General features: G+C 53.5%; 9 protein-coding genes. 2 read left to right on the top strand and 7 right to left on the bottom strand.

Features of this window, described 5'->3' with window-relative positions; genetic code table 11:
- Positions 1-2: 2 nt before the first annotated feature.
- From RAL91_RS20685 to RAL91_RS20665, 5 genes are all read right to left on the bottom strand, one after another.
- On the bottom strand, positions 3-1079 hold the full coding sequence (locus RAL91_RS20685; protein WP_306258141.1) for a low specificity L-threonine aldolase: 1077 nt from the start codon (positions 1077-1079) through the stop codon (positions 3-5).
- 21 nt (positions 1080-1100) lie between these two features.
- Positions 1101-1667, bottom strand: coding sequence for a DoxX family protein (locus RAL91_RS20680; protein WP_306258140.1), 567 nt, complete (start codon positions 1665-1667; stop codon positions 1101-1103).
- 13 nt (positions 1668-1680) lie between these two features.
- Positions 1681-2445 (bottom strand): DUF2063 domain-containing protein, encoded by a 765-nt coding sequence (locus RAL91_RS20675; protein ID WP_306258139.1) that lies wholly within the window; start codon positions 2443-2445, stop codon positions 1681-1683.
- Positions 2438-3334, bottom strand: a complete 897-nt coding sequence (locus RAL91_RS20670) for a DUF692 domain-containing protein (protein ID WP_306258138.1) — start codon at positions 3332-3334, stop codon at positions 2438-2440. Before RAL91_RS20670 ends, RAL91_RS20675 begins: the two co-directional genes overlap by 8 nt.
- 87 nt (positions 3335-3421) lie before the next feature.
- Positions 3422-3727, bottom strand: a complete 306-nt coding sequence (locus tag RAL91_RS20665) for a DUF2282 domain-containing protein (RefSeq protein ID WP_306258137.1) — start codon at positions 3725-3727, stop codon at positions 3422-3424.
- 676 nt (positions 3728-4403) lie between these two features.
- Here RAL91_RS20665 and gltB point away from each other — a divergent pair.
- Positions 4404-9146 carry a glutamate synthase large subunit gene (gene gltB / locus RAL91_RS20660; RefSeq protein WP_306258136.1) on the top strand — a complete coding sequence of 1581 codons (4743 nt, stop codon included), beginning with the start codon at positions 4404-4406 and terminating at the stop codon, positions 9144-9146.
- A gap of 130 nt (positions 9147-9276) precedes the next feature.
- Positions 9277-10707 carry a glutamate synthase subunit beta gene (locus RAL91_RS20655; RefSeq protein WP_306258135.1) on the top strand — a complete coding sequence of 477 codons (1431 nt, stop codon included), beginning with the start codon at positions 9277-9279 and terminating at the stop codon, positions 10705-10707.
- Between the two features lie 39 nt (positions 10708-10746).
- Here RAL91_RS20655 and RAL91_RS20650 read toward each other — a convergent pair whose 3' ends face one another.
- Together RAL91_RS20650 and RAL91_RS20645 are read right to left on the bottom strand one after the other, a co-directional pair.
- The gene (locus RAL91_RS20650) at positions 10747-11958 is read right to left on the bottom strand and encodes a DUF459 domain-containing protein (protein WP_306258134.1); all 1212 of its coding nucleotides are present in this window, start codon (positions 11956-11958) and stop codon (positions 10747-10749) included.
- A gap of 163 nt (positions 11959-12121) precedes the next feature.
- The gene (locus RAL91_RS20645) at positions 12122-13333 is read right to left on the bottom strand and encodes a lytic murein transglycosylase (RefSeq protein ID WP_306258133.1); all 1212 of its coding nucleotides are present in this window, start codon (positions 13331-13333) and stop codon (positions 12122-12124) included.
- Positions 13334-13379 lie beyond the last annotated feature (46 nt).

Genomic DNA, 13379 nt, shown 5'->3' with positions numbered 1-13379 from the left:
CTCTAGCCAAGTTGGGTCAGGAAAGCCTCGACATCTTTTGAACTGGTGGCAAAGCTGCAGACAAGACGCATCAGGGTTTTGTCTGCTTGCTTCAGATCGTCAGGGATGTCTTCGTCCGGCCAGGGATAGAAACTGGCACCTGCTGTTTGCAATCTCTCAATGTCTCGGGCTTCGAAATAGGCAAAGACTTCATTGGATTGAGGCATCAAGGGCACGGAACATTTGTCGCTGGCAGCAAGGCCGTTGGCTAGATTGGTTGCTTGCTGGTTGGCGTGTCCAGCATTTTTCAACCAGGTATCGTTTTCCAGCATGGCAAGAATCTGGGCGGCCATGAAACGGGGCTTGGAAAAGTTCTGGCCCATTTGTTTTCGTATGTAACCGGCTTCGACGCTTGACTGCCCGTCAAAGAAGATCAGCAAATCTGCGGCCCAGGCCCCGTTTTTGGTGAAACCAAGTGACAGGCAATCGACACCGGCCCGCCAGGTTAGATCAGCGGGCGAACAATTCAGGTGAGCGATGGCATTTGCAAAGCGTGCTCCATCCATATGAACGCCCAGACCGATTTGCTTTGCCAGATTCGCGAGAGCGGAAATGTCCGTTGGCGTGTAAGACTGGCCGAGTTCAGTTGCCTGGGTGAGCGACAGGCAGGTCAGACGTCCCTGACGTGATACGCCATCAGGGAACTGTTGCAGCACATCGCAGAGACCATCAGTGGTGAGCTTGCCTGCGTGTCCTGAAAGGCCGAGAATTTTCAGGCCGGGGCTGACACGCTCCGGCCCGTTATATTCATCGACCATCACATGAGCGTTTTTATGGGCAAGGGTAATGCCGCCGGGTTTGGCAAAATGAGCCAGGGCCAATGCATTGGCGGCGGAGCCGGTTGCCACCATAAGGCTCTCAACAGGCGCTTCAAAAATTTCGGAAAGTCTGGCATTGACCGACGCACTTAACGCATCACCACCATAGGCGGGTGCAACATCCGGCCCGAGATCAGCCAAAGCTTTTTGAACCTGCGGGCAGGCACCGGCCCAATTGTCACTTGCAAACATCATGACGCAAGCCGTAACGGCTTGCGTCATTCATTTCAAGACAGGTGTTAATCAGTAGCCTCTGGATCGCCCAAGAAGGAAATCCACCGATAATTTGCCACCGCCTTTAATGACCAGCACCAGAAGCACAAAAATCCAGAAGGCCCGTTGATCCATGATGAGAGATGCCGGATCACCATCGAACCATGCACCAATGGTTGTTGCATCAGCTCCATGACCGGTAATGTCGACAATGGTCATCACCGCAATAAAGCCAATGAAGGCCAGGCTCGCAAGACGGGTAAACAAGCCAATGACAATGAGGGCGGGCAAAATAAATTCGGCCCATGTGCCAAGAATGACAATCAGATGATAATGCAGAGCAAGGGCAGAACTGTCATACCCGGCAGCTTCAAAGGCTTTGGGGAAAATCTGAATGTAGGCTCCGCTGGATGGCGTTATGAAACCAAGAATTCCGTCACCGAGTTTCGTTGCCGCTGACTTCCAAAAATAGATCAGCAGAGTTGCTGCAAAGACAAATCTGGCAGCCAGGCCCAGGAACCAGTCCTGTGTCTCAATTTCCAGCGCGCCAAATACCCGGTCATGCAGCCATGTGAGTGAATCGATTATGCCGTTCATGGAAGTCCCCAAACTATATTTTTGTTATTTTAAAATCAGTGAAGACGCCCGCTGACAGGGCACCGGTTAATGTGCTTGCCAGATCGAAGGCAGGATTGGACAGAAGCCCTGCCTGGGCTGCTGCACCAAGTGTACCGCCTTGTTGCAAGGCGGATAGAAAAGCATATGCGCCTTGAGGCAGGCCGCGAACTTCGACCTCCAGCATGGGGCGACAGATCAGAATTGATTGCGGTGTAGCGATTGGAACATCCAACGCGCTGCCCTGACTGTTAGCCTGCCAGATTGATAAAATGGCGTAGTCAGACTCAATCAAAGACAGGGATGGGTGTGTTTGAAATGTAAGAACCTCAAACTGGTCAGGTGCGATCTGTTCAAGCTGAGCCGGGTCCAGCGGTTGCGCATTTTCTGCATGGTAGGCAGCCCGTCGCGCGCTTTCCAGCCGCGCCACATCGCCCAGATAAGGCACGGAGGCTGCGGGTGGGAACCCGTCCAGAAAGTCGGGAAACCCGGTCCCGTAATGCAACATGACCGGAGATGCTGGCGGGTGATTGATTGCGAATTCTCTTGCTGCAGCCTGAAAAAACTCTTCACCTACAAGGGTTTGAACCACCGGAAAACGGCTCGCAAGCGCATCAATGAGACTGACAATGACATTATTGCGATAGACATCAAACCGCTTTGTTGCCGGAACGCCATCGGGGTTTGTGACGCCATCAGGCACGGGGCTGCCAGGCTGTAAAAGCGCTTCAGCAAATGGGCGCAGGCTTTCGCTAGCCATGACGCCGGCCAAGCAGCGGATTACGCTCCATTATCAGCTCAGCCTGTTTGGCCTGATCCAGAAGTGTCGCAAAATCAGGCACATCATTATCCCATTCAATCAAGGTCGGGCGTGGCCCACCAAGAACAATGGTTCGTTCATACAAGGCCCAGACGGCTTCATCAACGGCTCGGTCATGAGCGTCGATCAGCAATGGCGCACCGGTTTCATCCTTATCCGGGGCATGGCCGCCCAGATGAATTTCGCCGACTATATGTAAGGGGAACTGGGCGATGTATTTTTGTGGATCATATTGCTGATTCGTGGCGCTTACATAGACGTTGTTCACATCCAGCAGCAGCCCACAGCCGGTTTGATCGGTGATGCGGGTGAGAAATTCTATTTCGCTCATGGAAGACTGATCGAAAGCCACATAGAGCGAGGGGTTTTCCAGCAGCATTTGCCGTCCAATGAACTGCTGTACTTCGTCGATATGATCTATGACGCGCGCAAGGGTCTGTTCAGTATAAGGAACAGGCAGCAGATCGTTGAGAAAATGGGTCTCATGGCTGGACCAGGCCAGATGCTCGGAAAACAATCCGGGCTGATAACGTTCGTTGAGGTCTTTAAGGCGACCAAGATGTTCCTGGTTTAAAGCGCCTTCTCCGCCAATGGATAGTCCCACCCCATGCAAGGAAAGCGGATAATGCTCGCGGATGCTTTCAAGAAAATGATGTGGCGGGCCACCAGCGCCCATATAGTTTTCGGGGTGAACCTCAAACCAGCCAAGATCGGGTTTCAGATTAAGTATGTCTGAGTAATGTTCCGCTTTCAGCCCGACACCGGCCCGATCCGGAATACGCGCATCGACACGTTTTTCGGAGGAAGCGGGAGGCGTGGTCTGGAACATATCAGGTCTCAGGGTCTGACGAACTAAAGGGTATTCGGCCCGATACGTTGTATCACGTTCCGGGCCGAAAGTGTTGCATGCGAAAAATTATGCGGGGATGTCACGTTCCAGAGCGGCCAATGAGCCTTTGCGATCACCATCAAATTCCATGGTTTCGCAAGAGCCAGCCGGGACGAGTTTCCATGCATTGCCCTGAAAATCAACTTTGGAGGTGCCTGCACATGTTGTGCCGGGGCCGGCTGCACAATCGTTCTTGCCAGCGAGAGCAACGCCGAAGCATTTTTCGTCGCCTGCGGCTTCAGCATTTGTGGAAATAGAAACTGAAGAAAGTGCTGTTGCCATTGCGCCTGCAACAAGTACGGCTGAAAGAGTAGTTTTAGTGAAAGCGGACATTGAGTTCTCCGTGTATTGACCGGTTCATATTGTTGTGTCCAGACCGCAGGTTGTTTCGCCGTTGCGTCTGACAAGAGGAACAATGACCGAGTTCGAAATCAATTGAAAATCAAACAGATGTGACGAGGGCTCACCTTTCCATCACGGAGCTGTGAGAGGCGTTTAGCCGCGCATTGCTGGAATATTTATAAAAAAAGTGCCGCAAAAACGATCTTATCTTTCAAGAACGCAAGGGGAAACGGGGCTTGGAAGCATCTCGCATGTGATTATGGGCTTGCTCTTTGCTGCCATATCTGGCATTTTCAGCGCATAATTGGACAGCAATGCTGTCCTAAATTACTGGTGATATCCTTCATAAAGCGATATCATCTGCACTTCTGCATAGAGCACACGGAATGACACAAGTGTTCTTCCGTGTGCTCTATGCGGAGTTCGGTAGCGAATTCCTTGCCTGTCGGTGCAAAAAGCACCCTCGGGTGGTCTCGTATGCCACAAGCGGCTATGACGGCCGTGTGACCCAAAACATGAGCATCGGCATTTGCCGGCCCGCTCGCCCGAGCCGCGTTCCTGAAATTCAGGAAAGCGCGACCCGAATGAAGGCGTGTCGCCAAATTCGGGAGTGAATGACAATGACGGGGCACAGATGTTTGTGGCCCAAACGTTTGGAGTGTTGGAAATGACGCAAAAGAGAGTTTCTCTGCTCAACACAGTTGGACCGGCTGATATGACCGTGCGGAATCCTGCACCCAAACACCAACCCACCGAGCGTCAACCGGGTGCACAACACCATAATGGTGCGCCGGCTGCACAGGGTCTTTATAACCCAGCCAATGAACATGATGCCTGCGGTGTTGGTTTTATCGCCAATATGAAGAGTGGTGCGACCCACAAGATCATTCAGGACGGTATCCAGATTCTTGAAAACCTGGAGCATCGCGGTGCTGTTGGTGCTGACCCGTTGATGGGCGATGGCGCTGGCCTGCTGAGCCAAATGCCACACGGCCTGTTCAAGGATGTCTGCGAATTCGACCTTCCGGAACCTGGCCATTATGCTGTCGGTTTTCTGTTCATGCCTCAGGATGCGGCCACGCGTGCTGATTTTGAGCGTATTGTCGAAGAAGTTGTGACCAGCTGCAATCAGGTTGTGCTCGGCTGGCGAGACGTGCCTGTCAACAATGCCGGCCTGTCAAAGCTGGTTTTGGCAGCCGAGCCTTATTCCCGGCAGGTGTTTATTGGCCGTGGGTCGGAGATCGAAGATCAGGACGCGTTTGAACGCAAGCTGTTCCTGTTGCGCAAAATGATTTCCAACCGGATTTATGATGCCAATAATGGCGCTGAAGACACAGACTTTTATGTTGTGTCTCTGTCATCGCGCACAATTGTCTATAAAGGCATGTTCCTGGCCGATCAGCTCGGACCTTATTATGTAGATTTGAAAAACCCCCTGTTCAAATCTGCTCTGGCACTTGTGCATCAGCGTTTTTCAACCAATACATTTCCGTCCTGGAAACTGGCTCATCCCTATCGGATGGTGGCCCATAATGGTGAAATCAATACACTTCGCGGCAATGTCAACTGGATGGCAGCGCGCCAGGCGTCGGTAAAATCTCCCTTGTTCGGTGATTCGATGCCAAAGTTGTGGCCAATTTCCTATGAAGGGCAATCAGACACAGCCTGCTTCGACAACGCTCTGGAATTCCTCACAATGGGCGGATATGAGCTGTCACATGCAGCCATGATGCTCGTGCCGGAAGCCTGGGCAGGAAACCCGCTGATGGGTGAAGATCGTCGCGCCTTTTATGCTTATCACGCGGCGATGATGGAGCCGTGGGACGGTCCTGCCGCGATTGCCTTTACCGATGGCCGCCAGATAGCGGCGACGCTGGATCGTAATGGGCTGCGTCCTGCGCGCTATATACAGACAGATGATGGCTGCGTGATCATGGCATCCGAAGTGGGCGTGTTGCCGATTGACGAATCCCGTATCGTGAAAAAATGGCGTCTGCAGCCAGGCAAAATGCTGCTGATTGATCTGGAAGAAGGCCGCATCATCGCTGATGATGAATTGAAGGCCCGGATTGCCAATGCGAACCCCTATAAGGAATGGTTGGCCCGAACTCAGATCGTACTTGAGGACCTGCCGCCTGTTGGGGCAAGAGCGCCGCATTCCCGTGCAAGTCTGCTCGATCGGCAACAGGCTTTCGGCTACAGTCAGGAAGATCTGAAAATCTTGATGGCACCCATGGCGACAACGGGTCAGGAAGCCCTGGGCTCGATGGGCACGGACACGCCGATTTCGGCGCTGAGTCAAAAATCCAAGCTGCTCTATACCTATTTCAAGCAGAATTTTGCCCAGGTCACGAATCCGCCGATTGATCCGATCCGCGAAGAGATTGTGATGAGCCTGGTGTCGTTTATTGGCCCAAGGCCAAATCTGTTCGATCTGGAAGGGCAGTCAGAACGTAAGCGCCTTGAAGTGCGTCAACCGATACTAAGCAATGATGATCTGGAAAAAATCCGGTTGATCAGCGACATTGGTGACAATCAATTCCAGACGCAAACGCTGGATATTACCTACAGTGCCGACACTGGTGCCGCTGGCATGGAGGCGGCTCTTGACCGACTTTGTGAGCGTTCAGAACGCGCCGTGCAGAGCGGCTACAACATCATCATTCTGTCAGACAGGCTGATCGGCAAGAAAAGAATTGCAATCCCGGCCTTGCTGGCAACCGCTGCCGTTCATCATCATTTGATCCGTAAAGGTCTTCGAACCTCCGTTGGTCTTGTGGTAGAGACAGGTGAGGCACGTGAAGTGCATCACTTCTGTGTTCTGGCCGGCTATGGGGCGGAAGCGATAAACCCTTATCTGGCATTTGAAACCCTGTCTGATATGCATACGCGGGGCGATTTCCCGGATGTTGTGGATGCGCAGGAAGTGGTGCAGCGCTATATCAAAGCCATTGATAAGGGGATCTTGAAAGTGATGTCCAAAATGGGCATCTCGACTTATCAATCTTATTGCGGCGCGCAGATTTTTGATGCAGTTGGTCTGAAATCGGATTTTATAAAACGCTTCTTTTTCGGAACGGCGACACAAATTGAAGGCATCGGCCTGAAGGAAGTTTCGGAAGAAACGCTGACCCGGCATGACGGGGCTTTTGGCGATGATCCTGTGTTGCGCACTGCGTTGGATGTAGGCGGCGAGTACATGTACCGCGTGCGCGGCGAAGCCCATGCCTGGACACCGGATGCCGTTGCCAAACTGCAGCATGCTGTGCGCGGTGAAAGCTGGGCGGATTATCAGGAGTATGCCGAGACGATAAACGATCAGTCCGAAGTGTTGATGACACTGCGGGGCCTGTTTGACATTGAGTTGGCAGATGAAGCCATCCCGATTGATGAGGTGGAATCCGCCACCGATATTGTGAAGCGCTTTTCAACCGGCGCCATGTCTTTTGGCTCCATCAGCATGGAAGCGCATTCGACCCTGGCGATTGCGATGAACCGTATTGGCGGCAAGTCCAATACAGGGGAAGGTGGCGAACAGCCTGAACGGTTCCAGCCACTGCCGGATGGTCGACCAAACCCGAAACGTTCCGCCATCAAACAGATTGCGTCTGGTCGCTTTGGCGTGACCACAGAATATCTGGTCAATTCTGACATGATGCAGATCAAGGTGGCGCAGGGTGCCAAGCCAGGCGAGGGCGGGCAACTGCCTGGTCACAAGGTGGATGCAGTGATTGCTAAAGTGCGTCATTCCACACCGGGTGTCGGGCTGATTTCTCCGCCACCGCATCATGATATCTACTCCATCGAGGATTTGGCTCAGCTCATTTATGATCTGAAGAACGTCAACCCAACGGCGGATGTATCGGTAAAGCTGGTGTCCGAGGTTGGTGTTGGAACGGTTGCAGCAGGTGTTGCGAAGGCACGGGCGGATCACATTACCATCTCCGGCTTTGAAGGCGGCACCGGGGCCTCTCCGCTGACATCCCTGAAACATGCGGGTAGCCCTTGGGAGCTGGGTCTTGCTGAAACACATCAGACACTTGTGCTGAACGGCTTGCGCTCGCGTATTGCCCTGCAAGTGGATGGCGGCCTGAAAACGGGCCGTGATGTTGTGATTGGTGCATTGCTTGGCGCAGACGAGTTTGGGTTTTCGACTGCCCCTTTGATTGCGGCGGGCTGCCTGATGATGCGCAAATGCCATCTGAATACCTGCCCTGTCGGAATTGCCACGCAGGATCCAGTTCTGCGCAAGCGTTTCCACGGGACACCAGAGCATGTTGTCAATTACTTCTTCTATGTTGCAGAAGAAGTGCGTCAGCTCATGGCGACCATGGGGATCCGGAAGTTTGAAGATCTTGTCGGCCAGTCACAGCTGTTGCAGCAGGACCGCGTCATTGCCCAGGGTAAAAGCGAGGGGCTTGAGTTTTCTGGCCTGTTCTTCAAACCGGATGCCGGGCCTGACGAAATCCGTCATACGCAGCTGCAGAACCATCCGATTCAGGATGTTCTGGACCGCAAGTTCATTGCTGAGGCAATGCCGGCTTTGGAACACAAAACACCGGTGACAATTGTTTCGGAAATCCAGAATCGCAATCGCTCCGCCGGTGCCATGCTGAGTGGTGAAGTTGCCAAACGCTATGGCATGAAAGGCTTGCCTGACGACACGATTTCCATTCGGTTGACCGGAACGGCGGGTCAGTCTTTCGGCGCCTTTGTGACACGTGGTGTATCGATCGATCTGCAGGGTGATGCCAATGACTATGTTGGCAAGGGCCTGTGTGGGGGACGCTTGGTTGTGCGCCCGCCAGCAGACACAAAGATCGTGCCGGAACACTCGATGATTGTTGGCAACACTGTGCTTTACGGTGCTGTCGAGGGGGAAGCCTATTTCCGGGGGGTTGCCGGGGAGCGGTTTGCCGTTCGGAACTCGGGTGCCGTTGCCGTTGTCGAAGGGGTTGGCGATCACGGTTGCGAATACATGACCGGTGGCGTCGTGGCGGTGCTTGGTCCAACCGGGCGCAATTTTGCAGCCGGCATGTCGGGCGGTGTTGCCTATGTGCTGGATGAAGACGGTACATTTGCCGAACGGTGCAATCTGTCGATGGTTGATCTGGAGCCGGTACCGGAAGAAGACGATCTGATGGAGCAATTGCATCATCATGGCGGTGATATCGAGCATCATGGCCGCGTGGATGTGTCCTCAAACATGACAAGCCACGATGAAGAACGGCTATACACGCTGATATCGAGCCACGTGCACTATACGGATTCCAGTCTTGCTCAGAACATACTGGCAAAGTGGGATGAGTTCCGGCCGAAATTCGTTAAAGTGATGCCGGTTGATTACCGTCGCGCGTTGCAGGAAATGGAACAGAAACGCAATAGCGGCCTTTCGCGCACATCCGTTTAGGGGGCGCGTGAGGCGAGCAGATTACTGCTTGGCTTTGCGGTCTTGTGAAGAAACACTATAAGTCTGCGCGGTACCGTCAACTGGTCCGCCGGAGCCGGATAACAAGCCGGAAATTAGGAATGGTGACGTAATGGGAAAAGTAACAGGCTTTCTGGAAATTGATCGGCAACAGGCAAAGTTTCAGCCTGCGTCGGACAGAATCAGGCATTTCGGGGAATTCACCATTCCGCTGCCTGATCAGGAAGTGGCACGTCAGGCTGCACGGTGCATGGATTGCGGTGTGCCCTATTGTCATGGGCCAACCGGTTGCCCCGTCAACAATCAGATCCCGGACTGGAATGATCTGGTCTACAGTGGCGATTGGGCAGAGGCCGCACGTAATCTGCATTCTACCAACAATTTTCCTGAGTTTACCGGACGCATTTGCCCAGCACCTTGTGAGGAAGCCTGTACGCTCAATCTGGAAGATGCACCTGTCAGCATCAAGACGATTGAGCAGGCCATTGCCGACAAGGCCTATGATCTGGGTATGATCGCACCGGAAATCTGCGAAGAGAAAACCGGCAAGAAAATCGCGGTTGTCGGCTCCGGCCCGGCTGGAATGGCTGCCGCTCAGCAATTGGCCCGTGTGGGACATGATGTCCATCTGTTTGAACGTTACGCCCATGCTGGCGGCTTGCTGCGCTACGGCATTCCTGATTTCAAAATGGAAAAGCATTTCATCGATCGACGTGTCGAACAGATGGAAGCAGAAGGTGTGATTTTCCATTTCAACACCGATATTGGTGGCACCAAGCCATTTGCAGATCTGCAATCCGAATTTGATGCTGTTCTGTTGACTGGCGGAGCCGAAACCCCGAGAGACCCGGGTCTGGAAGGGCTTGATATGGAAGGTGTGCACTATGCCATGCCATATCTGGTGCAGCAGAACCGGCGTGTTGGTGGTGAGAGCCTCGGTGACGAAGAGGAGATCTGGGCTGGCGGCAAGCATGTCGTTGTCGTGGGAGGCGGTGATACAGCGTCTGACTGCGTTGGAACAGCATTCCGGCAAGGAGCCCTTGCGGTTACTCAGCTTGATATTCGCGTTGTGCCGCCGATCAGAGAAGACAAGATGTTGGTCTGGCCTTACTGGCCGACCAAGTTCCGGACTTCCTCCTCACAGGCGGAAGGCGCGGAACGTGAATTTCAGGCGGCAACACTGGGCTTTGTCGAAGAAGATGGTGTGCTGACCCATGTGAAATGTGTGCGGGTGGATGACGCGCGTCAGCCGATTCCCGGTGAAGAGTTTTTCATCAGGGCGGACCTTGCCTTCATCGCCATTGGATTTTCAGGTCCGAAGGAAGAAGGCCTGTTGGCTGAAGCTGGTGATGCGCTTGACCGTGACAGGCGCGCCAACATTCTGGCAGATGAAAAATCCTACAAAACATCAATCGACAAGGTGTATGCCGCTGGTGATATCCGCCGTGGTCAGTCCCTTGTGGTATGGGCTATTCGCGAAGGCCGACAGGCTGCACATTCCATTGACAAGGATTTGATGGGCCAGACCGTTCTTCCCAGGTAGTCATATTCAGGGCCTGAACCCAATGCTCGTGTTCGCCGCTTATTCTATTTGCGGCGGCCACGAGAAATTGTCTGCGCGGGTGGTTGGCGCATTCAGAGCGACGCCCCGGATCAGCACGTTATACGCGTTGGAAACCTCTTCCCATGGCTTGCCCGGGTCCATCGGCGGGCCGACCAGCGGTACGCCACCCTTCAAAGAAATGGCATCTTCCAGGGCAAAACCGGAGAGCGGAATGACCGGGCCATCTTCGGTAAAGACAACCCCGCCTGGTGTGCCAGCAACAGCACCACTGCCGCTGAGATATCGATCCACCTGACGTTTGACGAAGAAGGTGAGCTTTTCACGTCCGGCTGTACTGAGACCAAATCCATCGCTGCGCCGCAACTGTGCTTGCTGGCCATTGATGTCGGGCCCATTGTCATCATAGACACCTGCTTCATTGGCAAAGGCATCCCAGATATCGACATAGCGCGCGCCGATTTCCTCTGCTTCCGATTTGAAAGTGGTTGTCAGATTGGCCAGATGCGCTGAGGTTTTGGGCCCTCGTACCGGCGGCATACCAACCCAGATAACGGGGAGTTCGGTCGCTTCAAGTCTTTCAGCGAAGGCATCTACATTGGCTTCATATTGTTCGCGCCACGCGTTCGTGTCCAGGCTGATGCGCTGCGGAGAGCGGAAGAACTGGCGGTCATTGCCACCCATCATGACGACAATCAAATCAGCCTTGCCGCCCAAGTCGGGATCGCTCAGAACGGTTCTCAGATGAGCGTCCCAGTTGAATGTGTCGTAGCGTACAAAGCCGGACGTGCCGTTTGTTGAAGAATCAATGGCGACAGTTCTGTCCTGTGCAAAACTCTCGGCAAGGCCCAGCGCAAGGCTGGCCCCAAAGAAATCCCCCAGCACAAGAATCCGGCGTGCATCGGGGTTTTTGTCGACCTGTTTAATCTCAGGCGCACTTTGTATGACTTGGGCTGGCGGGCGTGGCTGGGAACGTTTGACCCGAGGTCTGTTCGCTTTTGGCTGCGCTCTTTGCGGCTCACGCTTGGCGCGTCTGCCGCGGAAAAGGCGTTTCAGAAATCCACCTTCCTGCACCTGAATCACTGGCAGACCTGCCGAAGCGGGCAGGGATGGCTTGATCACGGGCGCTGCGGTGGCTGGCTCTGCTACCAGACTCAAAATTGTCAGGCAGATGCCGATCAGGACAACGCGGGACAGCTGCTTTGATCCGAAGTTCCAGGTCCGATTACGCATTATATGGCACTCATTCATATATGGGCTGGATTTGATTTTGTTTTTATAACACCTGCCTGCCCAAGCCAAAAGGCCCGGACCACGATTTATCCTCGTGTCAAAAAAACGAGCCAGACCTTGTTAAAGATCCGGCTCGTATATGTTCAATTATGTGGTGGGGCGTTTAGCTACCCTTGAGCTTACCGAGAATATCGGTCGAAGCGTAACCGTCCGGAATGTGGCCTATTTTATTCTGGTACTGGCGAATGGCTGCGCGAGATCTGACCCCGATCTTACCGTCGATTGCACCATTATAGAGACCTTTGGCCTGCAGCAATTGCTGCAATGCCTTTTTGTCTGAACGGGTGAGGGGCTTGGCGTCCCTGGGCCAGCTTTTTGCAAATGTGTCGCCGCCGCGCAACCGGTCTCCCAGATGGCCAACAGCAAGAGCATAGGAATTGGCGTTATTGTAGCGCTTGATCACCCGAAAGTTTTTCAGCAGCAGAAACGCAGGGCCTCTTGCACCGCTTGGCATGAAAAGCCCGGCTTTGTCGGTCGGCCTTGGGAATGCTCTGGAGCCGGTGCGGCCAACACCAAGCCGGTTCCACTCTGCCAGGGTTCGCTGCGTCTTTTCATCAGCAAGTTCATAATTGAAGTTGCTGGGAAGGACGACTTCGTAACCCCATGTTTCACCAGTGCGCCAGCCCATCTTCTTCAGATAGGCAGCCGTAGAACCCAATGCGTCGGGAATGGAGGTCCAGATGTTTCGACGGCCATCACCATCGAAATCAACCGCATAGGCCTGATACGTTGTCGGGATGAACTGAGTGTGGCCCATGGCGCCTGCCCAGGACCCGGTCATGCCGGCGGGATCGATGTCGCCGCGTTCAAGAATCTTGAGCGCTGCTACCAATTGCGTGCGTCCGAATTTTTTGCGCCTGCGATCTGCATACGCAAGCGTGGCAAGGGAGCGGATTACGCTTTTGACAATTTTTGGATTGTCCAGCACGGCCCCATAGGAAGATTCCATGCCCCACACGGCAACAACAATATGTCGGTCAACGCCGTAACGCGCCTCAATGGCATCCAGAGTTGAGCGATATTCAATCAGTTTCTGTTTGCCATTCGACAGTCTCTTTTCCGAAATGGCGCTGTCAAGATAACTCCAGATCGGGCGCACAAATTCGGCCTGATTGCTGGCACTTTTCAGAATTGTCTCGTCAGGGCGAACACCGGCGAAAGCCGCATTATAAGTGTTTGCAGAGACGCCTGCGGCGCGAGCGGTTGGCCAGAAATCGCGAACCCAATTGTCAAACGCGTCTGCATAAGCATTTGCAGGGAAAAGAAATGCGACAGCGAAGAGCGCCGATAGGAAACGCAGATGAACTTTCGTCATAAAATTCTTCATAAGCTAAAACCGTTGTTATTAAACTGTATCAACA

Source organism: Pararhizobium sp. IMCC21322 (assembly GCF_030758295.1).
Classification (GTDB): Bacteria; Pseudomonadota; Alphaproteobacteria; order Rhizobiales.
This window is presented reverse-complemented; position numbering and strand designations above follow the sequence as displayed.